The organism is Nonomuraea sp. NPDC003560, assembly GCF_042878785.1.
Taxonomy (GTDB): domain Bacteria; phylum Actinomycetota; class Actinomycetes; order Streptosporangiales; family Streptosporangiaceae; genus Nonomuraea.
Map to the genome: position 1 here is coordinate 203816 of NZ_JBIAOF010000006.1, position 23364 is coordinate 227179.

23 protein-coding genes are annotated in these 23364 nt (G+C 69.1%); 7 read left to right on the plus strand and 16 right to left on the minus strand.

Annotated elements, in window-relative coordinates; translation table 11 throughout:
- The first annotated feature begins 88 nt into the window (after nt 1-88).
- The 5 genes from ACFYUV_RS24550 (at nt 89) to ACFYUV_RS24570 (ending at nt 4534) form a co-directional block, all read left to right on the plus strand.
- On the plus strand, nt 89-1258 hold the full coding sequence (locus ACFYUV_RS24550; protein WP_387671540.1) for a DUF4185 domain-containing protein: 1170 nt from the start codon (nt 89-91) through the stop codon (nt 1256-1258).
- Nucleotides 1255-2265 (plus strand): DUF4432 family protein, encoded by a 1011-nt coding sequence (locus ACFYUV_RS24555; RefSeq protein ID WP_387671542.1) that lies wholly within the window; start codon nt 1255-1257, stop codon nt 2263-2265. Before ACFYUV_RS24550 ends, ACFYUV_RS24555 begins: the two co-directional genes overlap by 4 nt.
- Complete coding sequence (locus tag ACFYUV_RS24560) at nt 2262-3032, plus strand: SDR family NAD(P)-dependent oxidoreductase (RefSeq protein WP_387671544.1); 771 nt, start codon at nt 2262-2264, stop codon at nt 3030-3032. Before ACFYUV_RS24555 ends, ACFYUV_RS24560 begins: the two co-directional genes overlap by 4 nt.
- 177 nt (nt 3033-3209) lie before the next feature.
- Nucleotides 3210-3629 (plus strand): peptidase inhibitor family I36 protein, encoded by a 420-nt coding sequence (locus ACFYUV_RS24565; protein WP_358291533.1) that lies wholly within the window; start codon nt 3210-3212, stop codon nt 3627-3629.
- Nucleotides 3620-4534 carry a hypothetical protein gene (locus ACFYUV_RS24570; protein WP_387671545.1) on the plus strand — a complete coding sequence of 305 codons (915 nt, stop codon included), beginning with the start codon at nt 3620-3622 and terminating at the stop codon, nt 4532-4534. Before ACFYUV_RS24565 ends, ACFYUV_RS24570 begins: the two co-directional genes overlap by 10 nt.
- On the opposite strand, the gene ACFYUV_RS24575 is transcribed toward ACFYUV_RS24570, so the two are convergent.
- The 10 genes from ACFYUV_RS24575 to ACFYUV_RS24620 form a co-directional block, all read right to left on the minus strand.
- Complete coding sequence (locus tag ACFYUV_RS24575) at nt 4493-5929, minus strand: S10 family peptidase (RefSeq protein WP_387671546.1); 1437 nt, start codon at nt 5927-5929, stop codon at nt 4493-4495. The genes ACFYUV_RS24570 and ACFYUV_RS24575 overlap by 42 nt on opposite strands.
- Before the next feature lie 9 nt (nt 5930-5938).
- Nucleotides 5939-7171: an enolase C-terminal domain-like protein gene (locus tag ACFYUV_RS24580; protein WP_387671547.1), complete on the minus strand. Its 1233-nt coding sequence runs from the start codon at nt 7169-7171 to the stop codon at nt 5939-5941.
- A complete protein-coding gene (locus tag ACFYUV_RS24585; RefSeq protein ID WP_387671548.1) occupies nt 7168-10128 on the minus strand; it encodes a glycoside hydrolase family 38 C-terminal domain-containing protein in 2961 nt (986 codons plus the stop codon). Before ACFYUV_RS24585 ends, ACFYUV_RS24580 begins: the two co-directional genes overlap by 4 nt.
- Complete coding sequence (locus ACFYUV_RS24590; protein WP_387671549.1) at nt 10129-10938, minus strand: carbohydrate ABC transporter permease; 810 nt, start codon at nt 10936-10938, stop codon at nt 10129-10131.
- Nucleotides 10935-11780: a carbohydrate ABC transporter permease gene (locus ACFYUV_RS24595; RefSeq protein WP_387671550.1), complete on the minus strand. Its 846-nt coding sequence runs from the start codon at nt 11778-11780 to the stop codon at nt 10935-10937. Before ACFYUV_RS24595 ends, ACFYUV_RS24590 begins: the two co-directional genes overlap by 4 nt.
- Nucleotides 11780-13030, minus strand: a complete 1251-nt coding sequence (locus ACFYUV_RS24600; RefSeq protein ID WP_387671552.1) for an ABC transporter substrate-binding protein — start codon at nt 13028-13030, stop codon at nt 11780-11782. Before ACFYUV_RS24600 ends, ACFYUV_RS24595 begins: the two co-directional genes overlap by 1 nt.
- Nucleotides 13031-13064: 34 nt before the next feature.
- Nucleotides 13065-13760 (minus strand): FadR/GntR family transcriptional regulator, encoded by a 696-nt coding sequence (locus ACFYUV_RS24605; protein WP_352318565.1) that lies wholly within the window; start codon nt 13758-13760, stop codon nt 13065-13067.
- Between the two features lie 60 nt (nt 13761-13820).
- Nucleotides 13821-14372: a DUF305 domain-containing protein gene (locus tag ACFYUV_RS24610; protein ID WP_387671554.1), complete on the minus strand. Its 552-nt coding sequence runs from the start codon at nt 14370-14372 to the stop codon at nt 13821-13823.
- 225 nt (nt 14373-14597) lie between these two features.
- Complete coding sequence (locus ACFYUV_RS24615; protein WP_387671555.1) at nt 14598-15704, minus strand: serine hydrolase domain-containing protein; 1107 nt, start codon at nt 15702-15704, stop codon at nt 14598-14600.
- A 127-nt stretch (nt 15705-15831) separates the two neighbouring features.
- A complete protein-coding gene (locus ACFYUV_RS24620; protein WP_387671557.1) occupies nt 15832-16680 on the minus strand; it encodes a helix-turn-helix transcriptional regulator in 849 nt (282 codons plus the stop codon).
- A 103-nt stretch (nt 16681-16783) separates the two neighbouring features.
- Between ACFYUV_RS24620 and ACFYUV_RS24625 the strand changes: the two genes are divergently transcribed.
- Entirely contained in the window at nt 16784-17557 is a 774-nt protein-coding gene (locus tag ACFYUV_RS24625) for an alpha/beta fold hydrolase (RefSeq protein WP_387671559.1), read from the plus strand.
- A 101-nt stretch (nt 17558-17658) separates the two neighbouring features.
- Here the strand turns inward: ACFYUV_RS24625 and ACFYUV_RS24630 are convergent, their stop codons facing one another.
- From ACFYUV_RS24630 to ACFYUV_RS24655, 6 genes are all read right to left on the minus strand, one after another.
- Nucleotides 17659-18165 carry an RICIN domain-containing protein gene (locus ACFYUV_RS24630; RefSeq protein WP_387671561.1) on the minus strand — a complete coding sequence of 169 codons (507 nt, stop codon included), beginning with the start codon at nt 18163-18165 and terminating at the stop codon, nt 17659-17661.
- Between the two features lie 138 nt (nt 18166-18303).
- The gene (locus tag ACFYUV_RS24635; protein WP_387671563.1) at nt 18304-18540 is read right to left on the minus strand and encodes a hypothetical protein; all 237 of its coding nucleotides are present in this window, start codon (nt 18538-18540) and stop codon (nt 18304-18306) included.
- A 596-nt stretch (nt 18541-19136) separates the two neighbouring features.
- A complete protein-coding gene (locus ACFYUV_RS24640) occupies nt 19137-19418 on the minus strand; it encodes a GntR family transcriptional regulator (RefSeq protein ID WP_387671564.1) in 282 nt (93 codons plus the stop codon).
- A 907-nt stretch (nt 19419-20325) separates the two neighbouring features.
- Nucleotides 20326-20823 carry a C40 family peptidase gene (locus tag ACFYUV_RS24645; protein ID WP_387671566.1) on the minus strand — a complete coding sequence of 166 codons (498 nt, stop codon included), beginning with the start codon at nt 20821-20823 and terminating at the stop codon, nt 20326-20328.
- A 541-nt stretch (nt 20824-21364) separates the two neighbouring features.
- Complete coding sequence (locus ACFYUV_RS24650) at nt 21365-22039, minus strand: HAD family hydrolase (protein WP_387671567.1); 675 nt, start codon at nt 22037-22039, stop codon at nt 21365-21367.
- Entirely contained in the window at nt 22036-22878 is an 843-nt protein-coding gene (locus ACFYUV_RS24655) for a GntR family transcriptional regulator (protein ID WP_387672195.1), read from the minus strand. The genes ACFYUV_RS24650 and ACFYUV_RS24655 overlap by 4 nt, the downstream gene beginning before the upstream one ends.
- 137 nt (nt 22879-23015) lie before the next feature.
- On the opposite strand from ACFYUV_RS24655, the gene ACFYUV_RS24660 reads away from it, so the two are divergent.
- Nucleotides 23016-23345 (plus strand): hypothetical protein, encoded by a 330-nt coding sequence (locus ACFYUV_RS24660; RefSeq protein ID WP_175605243.1) that lies wholly within the window; start codon nt 23016-23018, stop codon nt 23343-23345.
- Nucleotides 23346-23364: the final 19 nt, after the last annotated feature.

A 23364-nucleotide genomic window follows, 5' to 3' on the forward strand; every position in this document is an offset into this window, starting at 1 on the left:
TTTTCGGCCGGTGATCAGGTGGCCCTGGACAGCAAGTGATCTAATGACTAGAACTGTACGGGACTCCCCCAGCCCCTAGGAACCGGTGATGACGCGATTCCGCTCCTCCCTCCTCCCCCTCGCCGTCGCCCTGCTCGGCCTGGTCGCCGTCCCGCAGCAGGCATGGGCCGCGCCGCCCAAGCCGGTGCCACCGTCGGCCGGCGTGCCGCGGGAACCGTCCGGGCCGGTCTCGGCGTGCGCGCCCACCGTGCGCGGCGCGTCCGTGGACGCCCGGCTGACCAGCCTGTTCACCTCGTACGGCAACGACAACAGCCGCCTGGACGACTGGACGGGAGCCGACGGCACCTACTCGCTCCGGCTGCCGAACGGCCGTGAGCTGTGGGTGTTCTCCGACACCTTCCTCGGCCAGGTGAACGCCGACGGCTCCAGGCCGCCCGTCGTCGAGGAGGGCGGCAGCACCGTGTTCCTGAACAACTCCTTCGCCGTCGAGCGGGACGGGCGGCTGTCCACCGTCCACGACGGCACGGCCGCGAAGCCCGAAGCCGTGATGCCGCCGCGCGACGACGAGCACTGGTTCTGGGCCGGGGACGCCACGCTGGCCGGCGGCCTGGTCGAGGTCACCTACCAGGAGTACGAGCGGTTCGGCCCCGGCGCGTGGGACTGGCGCTGGCACCGCAACGTGGTGGCCAGGTTCGCGCCCGGCCGGCTCGACCAGCCGGTCAGCGTGCACGACCTGCCCTCGGGCCACGGCGTCTCCTGGGCCTCCGGCCTGCTGAAGGACGGCGGCTACACCTACGTGTACGGCGTCGAGGACCTCGGCTCGGCCAAGTACATGCACCTCGCCCGGGTCAGGGGCCAGAGCCTGCTCGGCACGTGGGAGTTCCGAACGGCCGACGGCTCGTGGTCACCGGACGAGACCGACTCGGCCCGGATCATGGGCGGGGTGGCGAACGAGTACAGCGTCACCCGGGTCGGATCCGGATATGTCCTGATCACGCATGACACCACCGAGGTGCTCAGCCCCAACATCGTGGCCTACTCCTCCTGCTCGCCCACCGGCCCCTTCACCGGCAAGCAGCACGTCTACACCACCCCCGAGACCAGCGGGAACGTCTTCACCTACAACGCCCACGCCCACCCCGACGTCGCCGGGAACGGCCTGGTGGTCTCCTACAACGTCAACAGCTTCGTCAACACCGACCACTACCGGGACGTGTCGATCTACCGGCCCAGGTTCCTGGACGTGACGTTCGGGTGAGGCGCAACTGGGCGGCGCGCCTGCGGCACCTCACCCTCGACGGGCTGCGGGCGGTCACGCTGGAGAACGAACGGCTGCGCGTGACCGTCCTGCCGGACAAGGGCGGCGACGTGGTGGAGTTCCTGCACAAGCCCACCGACACCGACTTCGTCTGGCTCTCCCCGCAGGGTCTGCGCGACCCGCGCGACCACCGTCACGGCGCGGCCGACGACGTCGCCCAGTTCGTCGACCACTACGAGGGCGGCTGGCAGGAGGTCTTCCCCAACGGCGGCGCGCCGAGCGAGTACCGGGGCGCGCGCCTGGCCCAGCACGGCGAGGTCGCCGGGCTGCCGTGGTCGTGCGAGGTGGTGGCCGACTGCGCGGAGGAGGTCGCGGTGCGGCTCGCCGTGCGGACCCGGCGGCTGCCGTACCGGGTGGAGAAGGTGTTCCGGCTCCGGGCGGGCACGGCCGCGCTGGAGGTCGAGGGGCGGGCGACCAACGAGGCGGACCTCGCGCTGCACGCGATGTGGGGCCAGCACATCGTCTTCGGGGCGCCGTTCCTGCGGGCGGGCGCGCGGATCCGGCTGCCCGAAGGCGTGCGGGTGATCCCGCACGCGACGCCGATCGGCCCGGCCGGGCGCCGGGTGCGGGCCGGCGGGCCGTGGCGGTGGCCGGTGGTGCCCGCCGACGGGGGCGGGGAGACCGACCTGAGCGTGGTGCCCGAGCGGGGCGGGCCGAGCGACATCGTGTACCTCACGGGTTTCCCGGAGGGTTGGTACGAAATTTCAGGGGATATCGGTATCCGGGTGGAGTGGGATGCGGCGCTCCTCCCCTACCTGTGGATGTGGCAGGAGCTCGGCGCGTCCACCGGCTACCCCTGGTGGGGGCGGGCCTGCACGCTGGGGCTCGAACCGTTCGCCGGCATGCCGACCGACGGCCTGGCCGCCGCCGTGGCCAACGGCAGCGCCCTGTCGCTCGGACCGCAGGAGACCAAGGTGTCGAGATGGCGCGTGGAGGTGCTGGCGTGAGTGAGTTCTCCGGCAAGGTGGCGCTGGTCACCGGCGGATCGATGGGCATCGGGCGGGCGGTGGTCGACCGGCTGGCCGACGGCGGCGCGAACGTGGTCTTCTGCGGCGTGGACGAGGACGCGGCGCTCGACAGCGAGCACGTCACCGGCGTCGTCGCCGACGTGCGCCGGGCCGGCGACATGCGCGACCTCGTGGACCTGGCCGTGACCAGGTACGGCGGCCTCGACGTCGTCGTCACCTGCGCCGGCGTCCAGCGGTACGGCACGGTCGAGGACACCCCGGAGGAGGTGTGGGACGAGGTCATGGACGTCAATCTCAAGGGCGTCTACCTCACCTGCAAGGCCGCCGTGCCGAGGCTCAGGGAACGCGGCGGCGGCTCGATCGTGGTCATGTCGTCGGTGCAGGCGTTCTCGTCGCAGGCGCAGGTGGCCGCCTACACCGCGAGCAAGGCCGCCCTGAACGGCCTGACCAGGGCCATGGCGCTCGACCACGCGGCCGACGGCATCCGGGTCAACGTGGTCTGCCCCGGCTCGGTGGACACCCCCATGCTGCGCTGGGCGGCCGACCTGTGGCGGGGCGACCTGTCGCAGGAGGAGCAGGTCGAGCAGTGGGGGAAGGCCCATCCGCTGGGCCGCGTGGGCCGCGCGGAAGAGGTGGCCGAGCTGGTGGCGTTCCTGGCGGGGCCGCGTTCGTCGTTCATCACCGGGGCCGAGCACCGCGTGGACGGCGGCCTGCTGGCCCGGAACCCGGCGGCGCTCCCCGACTAGGTCGAGTAAGTCCCCAGTCGCCTCCCGAACCTGGCAATCGTTGCGTCAATCCGGCGAAGTGCCAGGTGGTGAGCCTGGTAACCAAGGTCTCTGCGTGTATTCGAGGGTGGGTCCCGAGCCCCCTCACAGCACGCTTGGTACGGGTTCCGAAACGACTCACCGATCTAGGAGAGACCTGTGAGGCTCACCAAGAAGGCCGCCGGCTTCATCGCCGCGGCCGCGCTGTTCACCGTGGTCGTCCCGGCTGCCGCGGCTGAGGCCAGCCCACGCTCGACGTGCTACGGCGGCCGCGTCTGCCTGTACGCCGGTTTCGACTACAACCGGGGCCAGAGCGACCACTGGCGCGACTTCACGGCCGACGACTCCGACCTGGCCGACAACAACTGGCTGAACTGGGACTTCAGCAACACCTGGCACAGCATGGACAACGAGACCAGCTCCGTCAGGAACCGGGTCGGCTGCAGCGCCACCCTCTGGCAGCACGCCGACTACACCGGTGCGCACAGCACCTTCACCCACAACTCCAACGACGGTTACCTGTCGAACAACGCCATCGGCAACAACCGCACCAGCTCGATCGACATCTGGTGCCGCTGAGAAATAACGGGAGTGCCGGTTTCCGGGCTTGGCCGCCGGAAACCGGCTGTCGCGGCCTCCTCGCGGGCGCGCTGCTGCTGTCCGTCGCGGCCTGCGCCGCCGGCGAGCCCGTACGCGAGCGGCCCCCGGCGGGCGTGACCTCGGTGTCGCAGCTCGTGTTGCCGTTCGACGCCTACAAGCCGACTCCCGAGCAGCGGGCCGTCCTGGGCAATGCCCACAACCACCTGGTCGCGCGGTGCATGAGCCGCCGCGGCCTCACCGTCACCCCACCCGCGGAGGACGCCGCCGAGCTGGCGGCGATCGACCCGGGCAACTCCCGCCGCTACGGCGTCGTGGACACCTCGGCCGCCCAGCGGTACGGCTACCACCTGGCCAGGCCCCCGTCCCCGGACACCACCGGCTCCTGGGTCAACAAGCTGCCCAAGCACACCCGCCACCGCCTGTACGGCACCGCCGCCGACCGCGGCTGCCTCGACCGCGCCTCCGCCGAGCTGGAGAGGGGCACCCGCCAGGCGGACTGGCCCTGGCTGGGCCTGCAGGACTCACTCACCCTCGAACAGGCCGCCAAGCACGGCGGCGTGGCCGCGGCGACCAGGCGCTGGCAGTCGTGCATGACCCAGGCGGGACACCCCTACCCCGACCCGGAGTCGGCCATCGCCGACTCCCGCTGGAACCTGGAGAAGCCGGACGTGAGCGAGGAGGAGAAGCTGACGGCCGTCGCCGACACGACCTGCAAGTGGGCCTCGGGCCTGGTCGCCGCCTGGTTCTCGGCCGACGCCGAGCTTCAGCGCGCGGTCATCCGGGACAACCGGGAACGCTTCGACGCGCTCGCGGCCAGCCTGCGGCAGCGGCTGGAGCGCGCCTCACGCCTGCTGTCCGAGCACGAAGGCCGCCAGGTCGGCTGACTGGCGCAGCCTGCTGGGCTCGTGCGCGTACATCATGTGGCCGGCCTCGTAGTACTTGAACTCGACGTTGGCGGCCAGCTCGGCGGGCACGGGCAGGTGGGCGAAGGCGTGCTCGGCCGCGTAGTACGGCGTGGCGCCGTCGTGGTAGCCGCAGGCCACGTGCACGCGCAGGTGCGGGTTGGTGCGCATGGCGGCGCCGAGCCGGTCGGTCACGCTGACGTGCACGCCCTCGAACTCCTTGTACGACCACGGGTGCACCCGCGAGCTGAGGATCTCGTAGGGCAGGTCGTTGGCGTACTCCAGCTCGGTCCGCAGGTAGTGGTTGAGCGCGGCGCTGTAGGGGCCGGTGATGGCGTTCATGCTCGGGTCGGAGACGAAGTGCTCGCGCCCGCCGTCGGGGTCCCAGCCGGTGAAGCGGCCGTCGAGCCTGCCGACGGTCAGCCGGCGCTCGCGCAGCAGCTCGGTGAAGAAGCGGATGTGCTCGATGCGCAGGTCCACGCGGTCGACGTAGTCCTCCGACAGGCCGGACAGGGCGGCGACCCTGGAGACCGCGGCGGCGCGCTCTTCGGCCGTGAGGCGGTTGCCGCGGGCCAGGGCCCACGGGTAGTCCCGGGAGGCGTACTCCTCGGCCTCGCGCAGCACGTCGGCCAGCGGGCGGTCGCCGTGCAGCCCGTGATAGTGCGCGATGGCGGCATAGGTCGGGAGATAGAGGGCGTAGGCCACGTCGTTGCCCTCGTTGAACTCGACGGTCGCGTAGTCGAGCACCGAGGAGATCAGCATCACGCCGTTGAGGTACATGCCGTGGCGCGACTGGAGGTGGTCGGCCAGCCCGGCCGCCCTGACCGTGCCGTACGACTCGCCGGCCAGGAACTTCGGCGACATCCACCGCGCGTTCCTGGTCGTCCAGAGCCGGATCACCTCGCCGACCGACTCCACGTCGCCGCTGAACCCGTGGTACGGCTCGGCCTTCTCGCCCTCGGCCGCCCGCGAGTAGCCGGTGGACATCGGGTCGATGACGACCAGGTCGCTCACCTTGAGCAGGGTCTCGTCGTTGTCGGCCAGCGCGTACGGCGGCGGCAGGAGCGCGCCCGCGTCCCCCATCACGACCCGGCGCGGTCCGAGGATGCCGAGGTGCAGCCACACGCTCGACGACCCCGGCCCGCCGTTGAAGGCGAACGTGACCGGCCTGGTCAGCGGGTCGGCGTCGTCGAGGGTGTAGGAGGTGAGGAACACCTCGGCCTTCGGGCGGTGGCCGTCGAACGTGCCGTCCGTGAACACCTCCTCGCGCACCACCATGGTTCCGGTGGTGGCGGTGTACGCCTGACCGGTCGGCAGGGTGTGCCGGGTGGTGACGAGGTGGTCGGCGGGCTTCTTTGTCTGTACTTCGTCGGACATAGCGGCCAATTATGGGGCAACGTCCACCGAGATCGCGGGGTCGGCGAAACGCTCGTTCGGGACGGTGGCGTACCAGCCGGGACGCCCCGGGTCGCGGTCGTAGGGATAGCCGCCGGTCTCCCGGTAGAACTCGGCGTAGCGGGCCACGCGATCGGGGTCGAGACGCACCCCGAGCCCCGGCCCGGAGGGCACGGCGATGGCGCCGTCCGCGTACGGCAGCCTGCCGCCCTCGATCACGTCGTCGCGCAGCTGGTGGTAGTGGGCGTCGGCGGCGTAGGTGAGGTTCGGCAGCACCGCGCCGAGGTGCAGCATGGTCGCGAGCTGGATGCCGAGCTCGCCCGAGGAGTGCACGGCCACCCCGACCTGGAACGTGTCGCACACCCCCGCCGCCTTCACACACGGCCGGACCCCGCCCCAGAACGTCGTGTCCAGCAGCACCACGTCGGCGGACCTGCGCAGCACGTTGGAGGCGAGCTGCTCGAAGTTGACGACCACCGTGTTGGTGGCGAGGGGCACCCTGACCTGCTCCCGGACGGCCCTGAGCCCCTCCATCCCCCAGACGGGGTCCTCCAGGTAGTCGTTGTTCAGCCCCTCGATGGCCCGGCCGAACCGCAGCCCCTCGGCCACCGACAGGACGGCGTTGGGGTCGTACCTGAGCCGGTCGTCCGGGAACGCCTCGGCCAGGGCCCGGTAGCACTCCAGCTCGTAGTCCGGCGGGAAGACGCCGCCCTTGAGCTTGTGCACGGTGAACCCGTGCGCCTGCTTGAGCCGGGCCGCGTGCTCGACGAGCTGGGCGGGGGTGCGGATCTCCGGATGGCCGTCGGCGGCGTACCGGAAGAACAGGTAGGAGGCGAACGGGACCGTGTCCCGCAGCCGCCCGCCCAGCAGGTCGTGGACGGGCACGCCCAAGTGCTGCCCGACGAGGTCGAGGCAGGCGAACTCGACGGCGGCCAGGAGCTGGGTGCGGTTGTTGTAGAGCGAGGCGGTCGGATTGGCGATCTTGAAGCGCAGCGCCTCCAGCTCGAACGGGTTGTGCCCCTTCAGGTACGGGACGAGCGCCCGGAAGGCCGACTCCGCGCTCTCCCCACCGCCGCCCATCTCCCCCAGGCCGACCAGCCCGTTGTCGGCCTCGACCTCGACGATCGTGCGCACGAACCGGCCCCAGTGGGCGCCGTTGCTGTGCCGCAGCGGCGCCTCCAGCGGGACGGCGACCGTCGTGGCCCGGATGTCAACGATCTTCACGCGCGCTTCCCTCCGACGACGGCGACCCCGCAGGCGGGCAGCCGGACCTCGACCGGATCCCGTCCAGGGACCGTGACCGTCGCCGTCACCGGCTCGGCGGCCAGCGACTGCAACCGGACCACCTGCTCGCCGTCCACCCGGCCGATCGAGGTGATCAGCACGTCGGGGTGGTCCACCGAGGCGTAGGTCTCGGTGGCCCCGGGACCGCCGGTGATCAGCGCGCCGACGAACGGCTCGGTCAGCCCCGAGGCCGCCGCCGCCCCCAGCCTGCTGCCCTTGACGCCGGCCGCCGAGGTGACGGCGTACCGGAAGGTGGTCTCGCCCTGCTGCTGGGCCGGGAAGTTGGTGTCCCAGATGTTGTTGAGCGCCCAGGAGTAGACCGTGCCGTCCTCCTGGTCGAGCGTGGGCGGGAACGGCGCGTACGGCATGTGGATGGTGCCGAGCTGCACCAGCGGCGCTTCCAGGGTGGCCCAGGCGACGGTCAGCTCGGGGTCCTCGAAGGCGATCCAGTGCCTGATCGGCAACATGTACTCGGCCGAACCGGGCACGCGCGGCACGCCGGGGCCGCCGACCCCGCCGGTCAGCTCCCAGGCCGTGGCCGGGCCGGTCGCGAACGGGAACGCCAGGAACACCGCCTCCTTGGCCGGGGTGCCCTGCTTGGCGAGCTGGTAGGTCAGGTCGAGCCTGGGCACGCCCCGGTGCAGCTCGATCGTGGTGCGCAGCCAGTCGACGCCCTTGCCGTGGAGCTCGACGACCAGCTTCTCGCCGGCCGCCGTGCGCACGGCCCTGACGATCGTCGCGTTGCGGGCGACGGCCCGGTCGCCGAGGAGCGTCCTGTCGTGCGCCCCGACGTGGCCCGACAGGTGGTTGAAGTGCGGGGCGGTGGCGTAGCGGTCGTAGACGTACTGGCCGAAGCCGGCGGCGGCGTCGCCGTTGACCAGCTCGCGCCCGGCGGACTTGTCGAAGATCGAGCTGATGTGGCCCTCGCGGACGTCGTAGGCGACCCGGTAGAACTCGTTCTCGATCACGCCGTCCAGGTCCGGCTCGACCGGCTCGGGGGCCTGGCCCGGCCCGCGGACGACGTCCAGCCGCGCGTAGCCGAAGCCTGGGACGTCCGGCACGACCGCGTGCACGTGCCGGCCGATCGGGCGGGTCGGCCAGTCGTCGGGGTCGACGTACTCCTCGTGGTGCGGCACGGTCTCACCGGTACGGGCGTCGACCAGCGCGATCGGCACGTCCACGGCCACCACGTCGCGCGGCAGGAACGCGCGCACCACGTCGGTGCGCGCCCTGGTGCCGGGGTTGAACACGGCGAAGGCGGCCAGGGCAGCGCCTTCCGCGCCCGCGCTCTCCGGGGCCGGGGAGGAGAGGGCGGCGGCGAAGCGGCGGGTGGCGGCGTGCAGCAGGTCGGAGGCGTCGTCCTGGGCCTGGTAGGCGCCCGACGACTTGCGGGTCCACTGCAGGCCGCCGGAGTCGCCCGCCTCCTCGGCGTCCTCCCACGGGTTGGCCGCGCCCCAGGTGTGCTCGTTGAACAGGGCGACCTTGTCGTAGGCCGCGTCGATCTCGTCCGTGGCGTCCGTGCCGGCGATCGTGTGCAGGGTCTCGGCGACGCGCAGGGCCGACTGGGCGCGGCGCACGTAGCCGAGCGGGCGGGCGCCCGAGCCGAGCCCGTCGGCCCACCAGTCGGTCCAGTCGCCCTCGTGCACGGCCAGGCGGTCGTGGTAGCGCTCCTCGACGTGCTCGAAGAAGTCGCTGTTGACCGCCGAGCGCAGGCGCGGCCAGGCCCACGTCTCGTTCCACCGGCGGGCGATGGAGGCGGGCACGATCGACGGCCCGGCGTTGTCGGCGTGCGCGCCCTGCACCCGCAGGTGCAGCACGTCCAGCTCGTACGGCTCGCGCGGCGCGTCCGGCCCCTGCCACCCGAACGTCCCCGGCCCGTACGGGTAGCCCCGCGTGGCCAGCGCCGACAGGTAGCGCGGCAGCAGGTCGTCGGCCAGCTCGTAGGAGTCGGTCAGCCCGACCGTGTTGCCCTCCATGTACGCCATCCCGTGCGGCGTGTCGGTGAACCACACGAGCAGCTCGTTCCCGCTCGGCGCCCGCCACCGGAACGGCCTGGTCAGCTTGTCGCCGCCGTGCAGGTACGGCACCGACCGCCCGGCCCAGTTGTGCGCGGCGGCCAGATAACGCACGCCTGAGGCGTTGAGCGCGTCCACCAGGCCGACGACCGCGCCCGGCACGTCGGTGTGCATGGCGGACCTGGTGGCAAAGCCGTACCGGTCCTGGAGCTGGGCGGTGAAGCGGAGCTGGCGGTAGAGCTCCTCGGTCGAGCACGCCTCGGTGTGCAGCTGGAACGGCAGCGCGGTCACCTCGATCACGCCCGCCCTGGCCAGCGCGGCGAACGACTCGACCTGCCCGGCCGGCCGGGCGTCGAGCCATTTGAGCGCGGGCATCGACGACTCGACCGTCCAGCGGAACTTGGCGTCGTCCGGCCAGGAGGCGGTCTCCTCGGCCAGCCGCACGGCCGCGTCGAGGTAGTCGAGGTGGTGGCGGAGCACCGTGCCCTGGGGGTCGGTGTAGCCGATGTCCAGGTGCGAGTGGTGCACGACGAACACGCTCCACCTGCGCTGCGGGGTGACCGTGACCTGCGCGCTGCCGACCACGCCGGCGTCGTCGCGGCACTCCAGGGTGAGCGTGCGCGGCGCGTCCACCTCGGGCACCAGCAGCGTCACGTCCGTGCCGGAGGCGCTGTCGACGCCCACCAGCACGTGGGTCAGGGGTTGCGTGCTGGACACCCTGACCGCCTGGCGGCCGTCGTGCGTGAACAGCGGCAGCACCGCGACCCGCACCTCCAGCCCGCGCGCGCTGATCACCGGGGTCGAGGTGTCGTTGCGCAGCGCCTGCCTGATCCCGTCGTAGTCGGGGCTACCCAGGCTCCGCTGCAGCAACCGGCTCGTCATCTAAACACTCCCTAGGGACAGGCCCCGTGCGAAGAGGCGCTGGGTGGCCAGGAACAGCACGACCGTCGGCAGCGAGACCACCAGGCCCGCCGCCAGGCCGACGGGGACCGGGGTGCCGGCGTAGACGTCGGTCATCAGCCCGGCCAGGGCGGTCATGACCGGCCGTACGCTCTCGGTCTGGGTCAGCGTCAGGCCGAAGATGAGGTCGTTCCAGATGAAGGTGAACTCCAGGATGAACACCGCCGTCAGCGCGCTGAGCGAGATCGGCAGGTAGATGCGCCAGAAGATGCGCCACGTGGACGCGCCGTCCATGCGGGCCGCCTCGAAGATCGAGAACGCGACCCCCGTGTAGAAGTTGCGCAGCACGAACGCGGCCAGCGGCACGTTGATGGCGGTGTAGATCAGGATCATGCCGAGCCTGCTGTCGTACAGGCCGGCGTCGCTGTAGCCGACGAACAGCGGCACGAGCAGCATCTGCGACGGGAACACGGTGCCGCCGAAGATCAGCAGGAACCACCAGAACCCGTGGCGCAGCCGCAGCACCACGATCGTGTAGCCGGCCAGCGCCCCGATCAGCACGCCGAGCAGCGGCGAGACGACCGCGTAAAGCGCGGTGCTGGCCAGGCTGCCGGTCAGGTCGGCGCTGTCCAGGGCGCGGCCGAAGTTGTCCAGCAGCGCGAAGTCGCCGGACGGCGCCCACGCGCTGGCCGGGTCGTACGAGGCCGCCGGCCTGGAGGCGTTGACGACGAGCAGGTAGGTCGGGCCGAGCCAGATCAGCCCGAGCACGATGAGCACGATGCGCCGGATCATCGCACCTGCCGCTTCAGGTAGAGGTAGGAGGCCAGCCCGGTGACCACGGTGAGCAGCACCGCGACCGCCGAGCCGTAGCCGTAGTCACTGGCCACGAAGGTGTCGCGGTACATGGTCACCGCCAGCGTCTCGGAGTTGCGTCCCGGGCCGCCCTGCGTCAGCACCCACACGATGTCGAACGTCTTCAGGCTCGCCACCAGGGCCAGCCCGACCACGACCGCGGTCAGCGGGCGCATCAGCGGCCAGATCACGTGCCGGAACAGCCGCCAGCCGGAGGCGCCGTCCAGGCGGGCCGCCTCGATGGGCTCCTTGGGGATGGACTGCAGGCCCACGACGAACAGCAGCGTGTTCACGCCGAGCTGCTGCCAGGTCCACACCAGCAGCATGGCCAGCGTGTTGTCCGGCGCGACCTGGAGGAACGCGGTGTCCACGCCGAGCAGCCGGTTGGCGATCCCGTCGTGGGACAACACCGGGCTCCACACCATGGCCAGGCCCGCGCCGCTCAGCGCGTACGGCAACATGAACGGCACCCGGTACCAGGCGCCGCCCTTGATGTCGTAGGACAGCACCGCGACCAGCAGGCCGAGCCCGACCGGCAGCACCATCGTGCCGGCCACCCAGATGAGCGTGTTGCGGGTCGAGGTGAGCAGCGCGGGGTCGTCCAGCAGCTTGACGAAGTTGTGCACGCCGGCCCACGCCGGGGGCTCCAGGCCGTCGTAGCGGGTGAGGCTCAGGTAGGCCGTCCACAGGAACGGCGCGTAGAGCAGCCCCGCGACCAGCACGGCCGCGGGCGCCACGTAACCGTGCCTGAACCGGCCCAGCATCGGGGTCCGGGCGCTCATCACTGATGCGTGGCCCAGTACTCGTCGGCGGCCTTCTGGATGGTGTCCAACACTTCCTTGTACGTGCCGGGCTCGGTGACGAACTTGCCGAAGCCGTCGAGAGCGGCGGTCAGCACCGGCGGCGGCGTGGCTTCGAAGTAGCGGTTGACCAGGCGGTACTTGCCGCCGCCCGCGTCCTTGGTGACCGCGCCGAGCGCTTCGTCGGCGATCTCGACCTTCGGGTTGGCGCTCACGTCGCCCCTGGTGGTGGCCCACTTCTTCTGGGCGTCGGCGGTGGTCCACCACTTGAGGTACTTCAAGCTGGAGTCGGGGTCGGCGCCCTTGGCGAGCGAGCACAGCGGCCCGCTCTCGAAGATCATCGAGGTCTTCGGCAGCGCGGGGTTCACGTTGGGGATGACGAAGAATCCGTAGTCGGTGCCGGACTTCAGGTCGCGCTGCGTCATGCTGGTGCTGAACCAGGTGCCGAAGGAGACCATCGCCGCCTTGCCGGTCTTCATGACGTCCCCGGGGTCGGTCTTGTCACCCGGGTTCATGAAATATCCGGCGTCGATGAGCGACTTCCACTTCTCCATCACCTGCACCACACCCGGGTCGGTGTACTTGGCCTGGCCCGTGGACAGCCGGTCGTACAGGTCGGGGTCGGAGCCGGCCAGGAGCTGCTCGAACCAGACGAAGGAGAACAGCACGCTGGTGTGGTAGAAGGCCTTGACGCCGTTCTTCTTCAGGGTCTCGGCGGCCTGGACCAGCTCGTCCCACGTCTGCGGGGGCTTCAGGCCGTACTTGTCGAAGATCTTCTTGTTGTAGAACATGCCCCAGTAGGCGACGTTCATCGGCACGCAGTACTGCTTGCCGCCGATGGTGTAGTACGGGGCGAGGTCCTGCGACAGGTCGCCCGCCTTGATCGCCTCCTGCCAGACGGCCGTCGTGTCGGCCACCTGCTTCTGCTTGACGATCTCCGCCAGCATCCCCCCGGTCTGCCAGGTGAACAGGTCGGGCTTCACGTCCGTGCGGAACGACGCCTTGATGAAGGCCTGGTACTGCGCGGAGTCGGTGTATCCCGTCGGCTTCATGCCCAGGCCGATCTGCTGCTTGGACAGCGCGCCCATCTCGTCGAAGTATTTCGTCCAGGCGCCCTTGTCGTTGTAGAGCGTCAGTTCGGTCTTCTTCTTCGGCGCCTCGGCGCTGTTGCCGCCGCAGGCGGTCAGGACCAGCGCCGCCACGCCGAGCGTGGCCACACGTGACCGGAACATGGCCGGCCTCCTTGCTCTTTCGGGGGGACTTGCTCTATCTGGGTGGCAACCTCTGTTCGACGACGGTCCGGACGTCGACCAGATGGGCCCGCATGCGCGCCTGCGCCTCGGCGGCGTCACGCGCTTCGATGGCCTCCAGGATGGCCAGGTGCTCCTCGTAGTCGCGGCGCCGGTCGTCGAAGATCTGCAGGATCTCCCGCTGCTCCGGCCCGTGGACGGTGAGCAGCGAGTCGACGACCTCGTGCAGCACGCTGTTGCCCGCCATCCGCGCGGTCGCCCGGTGGAAGGACATGTTGGCCTCGTGCAGCTCGGCGTCCTCGCCGCGCAGGTGCCGGCCGGCCTGGTCGAGCACCCGCTTGAGCGCGGCCAGCTCCGCGCCCTCGGCGTGCTCGGCGGCCATGGCGGCCAGCGGCGGCTCGATCACGATCCGCGCGCCGAGCAGTTCGAGGAGCTGGGCGGCGTGCATCTCGCGCATGTTGGGGTTGGGCAGCACGAGCCGCTCAATGTCGGCGCCGACGTAGATGCCCGAGCCGTGCCGCAGCTCGATGGCTCCGGTGGCCTCCAGCCTGCGCAGCGCTTCGCGCAGCGTCGGGGTGGTGACGGCGAAACGCTGGGAGAGCTCCCTGGTGGAGGGCAGCCTGTCGCCCGGCCGGTGCCCTCCACTACGGATGAGCTCCAGCATGCGCTCGGTCAGAGCGTCGGAAAGCGTCGGCCGCGCAACCTCGGACATATCAAGTGATCTAATCACTTAATCCGACGCACGTCTACGCCGACCGGGGATCTTCCCCGATCAGCGCTTGAGCAGGTCCTTCATCAGGTCGATCTGCGCCTTGCGGGACGCCTGCACCTGCCCCGCCCACTCCTTGACCGCCGGGTCCGCGCCGGAGGCGACCTCGGTGTCCGCCATCTTGATCGCGTCGCCCTGATGCGCGATCAGCAGGGTCATCAGGTCGTGCTCGAAGGACTTCGACTTCTTCAGCGCCCTGATCTGCTTGCGGTCGGTCTCCGGCATGCCGCCGTGGTGGTCGTGGGCGCCGGAGGCGGCGGTGAGCGGCTGCTCCCAGGCGTACAGCCAGCGCAGCATCATCTCGACCTCGTCCTGCTGCGTGCTGGCCACGGCGGCCACCAGGATCCGGAGCTGGTCGTTCGTGGCCCGTTGACTGCCGAGCTTGGCGATCTCTATGCCCTGACGGTGGTGCTGCACCATCATCTGCACGAACATCACGTCCTGGGCGTTCACCGGAGGAGCCTGGGCCCCGGCCGCGCCGCAGGCGGTGGCCAGCAGGAGGCACAGAGCCGCCAGGACGAGCTTCAGGGCGCCGGATCGGGGGGTAGCGGCCACTCTGCGCGCCTTCCATTAAAAAGGAAACCTTCCTAAGAGTTAGACGATTTCCCTCTGGCGCGCAAGGGCCCCTGTCAAGGCGGCGGACCGCCGGCGCGGCGGCCCGCCACGAGGCCGCTCGCCGTCCGACCCGACCGGTGCGGCGGACCGGCATCGGGCCGCTCGCCGTCCGACCCGACCGGTGCGGCGGATCGGGACCGGGCCGCCCGCCGTCCGGCCCGGCCCCTAGGAGGCCGCCTGGCCGAAGACCTCCTTGACCAGCCGCTGCACGACCTCCTGGAACGCCGCCGCCTGGGACATCGCGGCGTCGTCCACGTAGGTCACCGAGGCGGTCAGGGTCCTGCGGCCGTCGGGCGTGCTGTACATCAGCGCCGCCGAGCCCGAAATGCCACCGTTGTGCGTGATGAGGGTGCCGGTGTCGGGGTCCGCGTCCTGGACGAACACCCCCAGGCCGTAGCCGACCTTGGGATGCGCGGCGCGCATCTCGTCCAGCAGCGAGGACGGCAGGAGCCGGCCGCCCATCAGCCCGGAGATGAACGTGTGCAGGTCCCGGGTGGTCGAGATCATGTCGCCGCCGGTGGAGATCCAGGAGGGGTTCTGACGGGTGACGTCGACCGTCTTGTCCTGGCCGTCCTCCTCGTAGCGGTAGTAGGCGTGGGCGTGCGGGCCGGCGATCTCCGTGTCGGTGTCCGGCACGACGGTGTCCGGCAGCCCGAGCGGGTCCAGGACGCGCAGCCGCATCTCCTCGGCCAGCGGCCGGCCGGTGACCTTCTCGATCAGCAGCCTGGCCAGGACGTAGTTGGTGTTGGAGTAGCTCCAGTCCGTCCCCGGCTCGAAGCGGGCGGGCTTGGACAGCGCGAGCCGTACCAGTTCCTGCGGCTGGTAGGTCCTGAAGCGGTTCTCCACCCACTCCTTGCCCGACCAGACGATCCCCGGCACGACGGTGCCGTCCTCGTAGTACTCGCCGGTGAAGTTGAACACGCCGCTGGTGTGCTGGAGCAACATCCGCACGGTGATCCGCCGGTCCAGCCCGAACTCGGGCAGGTGGTCGTCCACGACATCGTCCAGGCCGAGCACGCCGTCGGCCACCAGGCTCAGGACCAGGGCCGCTGTGAAGGTCTTGGTGACGCTGCCGACCCGGAACCGCCCGTCCGCCGGCGGCTCGGCGAGGCCGCCCAGCTCGCGCACCCCGGCGGTGCCGACCCACTCGCCCCGCTCGTCGTTCACCCGCATCTGCACGCCGACGAAACCGGCGTCCACGATCTCCTGGAGGATCTTCTGCAGCTCCGGGCGCTCGGCCACGTTGTCCACGGAAACGCTGTCGTTCGTCATGATTCGTACGCCTTTCAGAGCCTTCGGGCCGATCCCCGAACCGGTGATGGTTCAACCATCCCCGGCCGCGCTGACACGGGACCGTCGCCGTCCTGACGCGCCCGCTGACGCGGCGTCTCCCGTACGGCTACCGGTGGCTCCGGTGCACGGTCTCCGGCCCCACCACCCGCAACAGCTCCAGCGCCTCGAACGTCTTCGACCCGGGCGGCGGCGTGAAGATCAGCAGCCGCTGGTCCTCGGCCGGGGCCAGCAGCACCTCGTAGTCGAACTCCATCGCGCCGATGGCCGGATGCCGGACCCGCATGCGGCTGCCGCGGCGTACCGCGACCTCGTGCCGTTCCCACAACGAGACGAACTCCGGGCTGGCCCGGCGCAGGCGCTCGACCAGGGCGCGGGCCGGCTCGTCGTTGCCCCGGCGGACCACCGCCGCGCGCAGGTCGGCCACATGCACGCGGGAGCGCTCGGCGTGCTCCTCCTCCGGGTATGCCTCGCGCCTGAACGGGTCGGTGAACCAGCGCCACACGATGTTGCGATCGGGCTCCTCGACCGTGCAGCTGCATCCGAACAGGGACTCGGCCATGGCGTTCTGCGCCAGCACGTCACCCAGGTCGCTGAGCACCTGCGCGGGTGTGCCGACGAGGCGGTCGAGCAGGTAGAGCAGGCTCGGCTTGACGTGCTCGCCCGCCCGCGGCCCGGCCGGCGGCCGGTGCCCGGCCAGCAGGTAGAGGTGGTCGCGTTCGTCGCTCGTCAGCCGCAGCGCCCGCGCCAGCGCGCCCAGCAGCTGGGTGGACGGCTGCGGGCTGCGCGCCTGCTCCAACCGCATCAGGTAGTCCGCCGACATGCCCGCGAGCTGCGCCACCTCCTCCCGCCTCAGCCCCGGCGTACGGCGACGCGGCCCCGACGGCAGCCCCACCTCGCCGGGCAGCAGCCGCTCCCGCGAGCGGCGAAGGAAGTCAGCAAGCTCCGCACGATCCATGAGCCCATCCTGCAATACCGCGAAATATCGCAGTCCAGGACTGTCTGTCCTAGGGAATGCGGTCCGCTCCTCATCCGCGACGCCGGCTGGCACGGTGGCGCCCATGACCCGACACCTGACCGTCTCCGGGACCCGCGTCGCCTACCGCACCGTCGGCGACGGCCCCGGCCTGGTGCTCCTGCACGGCACCGGCCCGGGCTCGTCGACCTGGGACGACGTCGCCGAGCGCTTCGCCGACCGCAACACCGTGATCCTGCCTGACCTCGGCGGCAGCGACCTCGTCGAGGACGACGGCGCCCCCCTGACCGTCGAGGGCCTGACCGAGCAGCTCGCGGCCGTCATCGAGGACTCCGGCAAGGCCCCCGTGGACCTGCTCGGGTTCTCTTTGGGCGCGGTGGTCGCCCTGTCGCTCGCCGCCACCCGCCCCGAACTCGTCCGCCGCCTGATCCCGGTCTCCGGCTGGGCCCACACCGAGGACGCCTACCTGCGCACCGCCCTGCAGACCTGGCTCGGCCTGGCCGGCACCCCGGACGCCTTCGCCCGTTTCTCCATGCTGACCGCCTTCAGCCGCCGCTACCTCAACTCCCTCGACCCCGAGGACCTGGAGAGCCGGGCGACGTACTTCCGGCCGCACCCCAACCGCCTGCGCCAGATCGACCTCGGCCGCCGCGTCGACCTCCGCCACCTGCTGCCCGGCATCAAGGCCCCCACGCTGGTCGTCGGCGCCGCCCGCGACGGCCTGATCCCGGTGGAGAACTCCCGCGAGCTCCACGCCGCCATCCCCGGCAGCTCCTACCTCGAACTCGACACCGGCCACGTCTCCGGCGTCGAACGCCCCGACGACTTCGTCACCCTCGTCCGGGACTTCACCACCTGACCTCTGCCCCCCGTCACCAGTCCGGCGTCCGGCGTCCGGCACAAGGACGGCGGGGGCCGGTCCGCTCACCGCGGACCAGCCCCCGCCACCGACCCGCCGGCTCAGACCAGAGTGTCCTTGATCTTGATCTGACCCGCGTCGATCACGAACCTCTGGTTGTTGTTGCCGCTCTGACACTCCCACTGGTAGATCCGGACCCCGTTACCGCGGTCGTTGGTGACGTCCACACACATCGGCCGCGACGTCCCCAGAGTGTCCTTGATCTTGATTTGACCCGCGTCGATCACGAACTTCTGATTGTTGTTGCCGGCCTGACACTCCCACTGGTAGATCCGGACCCCGTTACCGCGGTCGTTGGTGACATCGACACACATCGGCCGCGACGTCCCCAGAGTGTCCTTGATCTTGATTTGACCCGCGTCGATCACGAACTTCTGATTGTTGTTGCCGCTCTGACACTCCCACTGATAGATCCGGACCCCGTTGCCACGGTCGTTGGTGACGTCGATGCACATCGGGTTCGGAGCGGAAGCCGCGGCGGGCAGAACGAGGCCCGCACTGACGGTGACGACGAGGGCGGCTCCAGACAGAAGGCGACGAACCAGCATGAGTGTCCCTCCGAGGGTGCGTTGAACAGGGCTCATGCACCATGTCGCAACTCGCAGTGTTCGATCAATCACCTTCTGTTTACAGTCTCCTTCCCTCCTCCCGGCACACACAGTGACCCCACCCGCGCACACCGGCCACTACGCCCGCTCCCGCCCGCCATTCTCTGCAGCCCGGGAGGACGGCAGTCGCCTGCGTTGCGCCAATTCGGAGATCGAGCCTCTATTCGCCCGCGCCAGGACCGCGAGGGCACGCAGGATCTCGGGCCGCTCATCCGGCCGCGTGCCGCGGAGCGCGACGATCGCCACAACCGTCATCGCCACGGCGGGAATCGCGAGCGTGACAACGGCCGCGATCACGAACACCGACAACTGCATGACCCGCACTCCTCCGCCTGCTCGGGTCGAGCAAGCGGGGGCTCAGCTCGACCAGTGGCACACTGGCAAGCTGAGTTCCCCTCACCTGGCGGGTCTCAGATGGGATTTCGTCATCCCATTCGGTTGTCTCAAGGAACGCCGTTCGATCATGGCCGCCCGGACGACGGTGGGCGCGTTCCATCACCCGAGGTCTCCCCCGCCCGCTCAGGCGGACCGACGGCCCCGGGAGTACAGACAGGGCTTCCAGGGCTTCCCTGTGTGTACTGTGCCGTGATGACGAGGCCGCCGCGAAGGGGTACTCCCCTCGCTCCCAGAGTGCATCGGCACCGCGGCCCCGTCAACCGGCCGGCACCCCGTGCGCCGAGGCGGCCGATTCGGCCGGCCGCTGTACGCCCACGCAAAAGGCCCTCCTGGACGAACCGGGAGGGCCTTTGAACTGGAGCCGCCTTGGGGATTCGAACCCCAGACCCCTTCATTACGAGTACGGGGCAGACGCCTTGTCGATCAGTTCCAGGGTCTCGCGAGCAGCAGGCTCAGGTGATCACCGTGTGCCCGCGTGAGGCGGCGTTGCTGTACGGGTTGCTGTACAGCACAGCTCATCCCTCGGCGTCGCCAGCAGGAGGGTTGGGCTGCTGCACGTAGGTGCCCTTGCCGTGAACGCTCCGGATGAGGCCGCGCTCGCGTAGCTCCTTCATCGCACGCCGAACGGTCATCCTGGCTACGCCGTACTGCTCCGCGAGGTCCAGCTCCGAAGGTAGCCGCTGCCCAGGCTTGAGCTCGCCTCGTTCGATCTTCCCGGCGATGTGGTTGGCCACGACCATGTAGACGAGTTCGGGCCCGTCGCTGTCGATCTCCGGATAGTCGCTCTCCTCCGCCACGCTGCACAACATAGATGCCCTCTGACCTGCAAAAACACCTAGATGCCTCTACAAAGGTATAGAGAGGTCTCTATTCGATGCATGCCCGACGAGCAGCGCGCCCAGGCCGACAGCCTCGGCGACTCACCTGAATGGGAGTGCCCGGCCGTGTCCCCTCATCCGGCACGGGCTCGCGCCAACCACACAAGCCTTGCTTGGACAGCGCTTGCGCCTGAGCGGTACCGCGTCCAGGAATTCACATGCGCCTGCACCGCTGTCTACTACGAGCTGATCGCACACAGCGGCGCCTATTTGATCCACAAGGTCACGCAACTCGACACACCCGTGCACACCTTCGCCGGCCCTTGGCCCCACGCGGAGGCTCGTCGCTGGTGGTCCCTGCTCATCGTCGGTGACGCGCGATAAGAGCAAGTCCCAGCGGACAGCCCCCCGGAGACCGGTGGCAAAGACCGACGAAGTCGATCTGCGGCAGCGATCGCCCCAGCCCAAGGGGCCGGAACCGAAGTCTGCGATCGTCACGGCCTCGACCACTTCAACGTGAAGGAAGAGCAGGCAAGTCCGATCATGTCGATCTAAGTCGGCTGGGACGCCTATCACTTACAAGAACATCCCGGGGAGGGCACGGCAACTTGAGGGAGTCGCAAGCCGGCGGCTTCCCAATTGGCTCCAGCGATTTCTCCCGGGCAGGAGAGGAACCCGTGAGCAACGAGATCCTTCCTGGTCGACGCTGGCGGGCATTTCCCGGCCCCCGTCCTCGTCAGGCTTCCCTACGCGATGACCAGACGATCGCGGCGGCTTGTCGCCGTAGCTATCGAGCAGCACCATCCTCCATCAATATGGTCCCGACAAGTGGCGGATCGTTGTCGAGATTCCAGCACAAGACAGATATGAACGACGCTAAGTCCCTCTAGCGATATGTCCCATACTTCTCAACACGAGGTCTTATGGATGTTTCTCGTACTTTGGTTGAAAAATTAAGCGCCTCGATCATAGTATCGCCACCATTATATATTGCGACATGACTCTCATAAAAAATCAAGTCGCCCGCTTTAAGTTGAGCGCGTGCGATTGTGCGCGTCTCATTCCGTTGATCCTCCACGAGCCTACTTGTGCTGGCTCCTGCTCTTCGATAGGCCCAGTACACCAGTCCAGAACAGTCGAATTCTCTAGGACCCTTGGATCCCAATCGATAGGGAGAGCCTATGCGCGTACGAGCAGCGTCCCTCGCCGCGCGCGCGACCGCCGCGCTGATCGCCAGGCTTCTCGACGAGTCAGACGTGTGGGAGGAAGTAGATATTGACGCCGAGTCCAGACTGGCCACTGCTGCCATTGAATGTAGCGGCGCTAAAGCCTCAGTAACAGCGATCGCGACCAGCGCAAGACTAGCCATTCGCACGCTTTTCATAATATCTCCTCAGATTGATATGGGTCTACGTAGCTGGTTCTCGGCCCTCACGCATGCCATCCGATAACAGCGGGTGCGAGACGTTCCATACCGACTGTCAGCGCCGCGCGAGTTGGAAGGATTTTCGTCGTCGCCCTCAATGTAAGTATGTAAATAAGTTTTCTACCAACTTGCATCGGCGTCTTCCGGAGTCGACCACTTCTATTTCGATGAAGAAATGCGACAAGACCCAATCATTAGCCAACAGATCCCTATAAGCAAGATCATGGCGGATGTCATAGCGAGATTTTATGGGGATGTCGTGATTTCCTGATAACCGGACGGAGTTTCCGAGAGTTGGCGTCCCGCATGGTACTGGTGAACGTCCTACGCGGTTTGCCTGCGTCCGTTGGTGCGGCGGGGTGGCCGGGCGGGACCGGCCCGGAGAGGCCGCACGCCCGCCCGGACCGCCCGGCCGCCCGCCGCCCATCGGGCGGCGGCTTGATGACGTAGGGAAGATATGAATCACGGGCGATCTTGACTGGCTGCCGGGACGGCGTCGTTACTGCGGATGCGCTGCCAGTTCGGCCATGCTGCTGGTCACTGCGTCAGCCCCGGCTTGCGTGAGGCGTTCGGCCTTGGCTGGCTCAGTGGCATAGGCGATGCTGCGTGTTCCTGCGTTGTGTGCGGCCTGCATGTCGAAGTCGGAGTCCCCGATCAGCACGGCCCTCGCTGGCTCGACTCCCAGCGCCTTGCACGCTCGCAGCGTCGATCCCGGGTCCGGCTTCATCTGCTCCGGCTCCCCGATGGGGCGCCCGGAAACCGCGGTGACCCATTCTCCCAAGTCCGCCAGGGCTAGGAACGTCTCGATGGCAGGCTCGGAGTTGTTGCTCACGATGGCGACCGGCTTGCCGGCCTCTGCACATGCTTTGAGAAATTCGCGAACGCCCGGCGTGATCGCGGCGCAGGTCGCGGCCTCGACCTCGTTGGCCATGAGCGCGGTCTCCACCTTGTCGACCAGCTCAGGAGCGCTGTCAGCCGTACGGCGCAACACCTTGAGCGGGTCCTCCAGGGCCTCGACGTCCTGGGGCAGTTGGACGCCTTCCCTGGTGAGCAGTTCCTTGAGCCGGGCCGCGACCACCGATGCGGAAAGGCCGGCGAAGACCCGGCACACCGGCCCGTCGAAGTCGAGCAGCACGGCGTCGGCCTGGCGTAGGAGGTCGGCCGCGGTGGTCACAGTTCGACTTCCCGGCTGATGGTGGTCCACATGCTGTCGAACCAGCGCCGTACCTCGCTGACGTACTGCGAGGCCATCGACGTCGGGTCCTCGGTGATCTCGTAGTGGAAGAGCAGCGCGTCCTTACCCATGACGTCGTACAGCTCGTGGGGTTCCCCCTTGATGCGCACCGTGTGCTTGACGACCGGGTAGAAGCCGAAGAACACGCGCTCGCGGTTGATCACGTAGAACTTGAACGCGGGCGCGGTCTGATGGACGCGTACCTGCACGGTCGCGGCCTTGACGAGTCCGAGGTCGGCCAGCTCGTGCACGGCGTCGGCGATGGCCTGGGCACTGCGCTGCTGGATGCGTAGAGCACGCGTCCGGATGACGGGATCGTCGCTGAGGTCTTCGGCCCGGCAGGGCAGGGACATGGGGTGTTCCATGTCCGGGACCAGGATGCGGATGTTGATGGACTCCGGGGTGAGCCGTCCGAGGCGGATCTTGTCCAGGGGCTCTTGAAGCATCCCGTTGAGGGTTTCGCCGGAGAAGCCGGCGAAGTCGATGGAGACGTTCTGTTCCTCGAAGGCCCGTTCAACGTGCGGACGCAGCTCGACCGGCTGTTCGGTGCGCTCGCGTACGAACACGCCGCTCCCCTGGCGCGAGACGACCAGGCCCTCGTCCCGCAGCAGGCGAATGGCCTGCTGGACGGTCATGCGCGCCACGCCGTACTTCTTCGCGAGGTCGTGCCCTGAGGGCAGCTTCTCCCCCGGCTCGAACTTCTTCGTCAGGATCGCGGCGCGCAAGGCGTTGGCGACCTGCTGATACGGCGGGCGGGGGTCGTCGGGATCGAGACTCATCACGCAAATCAGCCTAGTTCTTCTAGGTTGCCTAGTCCAGTTCTCTCGGGATGCTTGACATGGCTAGCCATGCTGGGCAACATGAAGGCACCGACAAGATGCCTAGCCAAGTTAGGCAACCTTCAGAGGAGATCAACATGCGCAACATCCCCGTCGACATCACCAGCCTGGCGTTCACGGTCGCGGGCGAGCCTGAGCCCAAGATCGTGGATCGCGCCACCGGCGAGGTGAAGCGGGACGCCGAAGGGCGGGAGCTGTACACGATCCCGCTGCTCCCCAAGCCGAACGACGACCGGCGCAACCCGGTGATCGTGGTGACGTTCCCCAGCGAGACGTTCCCGCAGATCCCCGAGGGCGTGCAGGTCCGGCCGGTCGGCCTGGCGGCGTTCTTCTGGTCGATGAACGGCAGGTCCGGTCTCGGCTTTCGCGCCGAGACGATCACGGTGGCCATGCCCAAGGCCGCCTGACCCGTAGGTGCACCCCTGG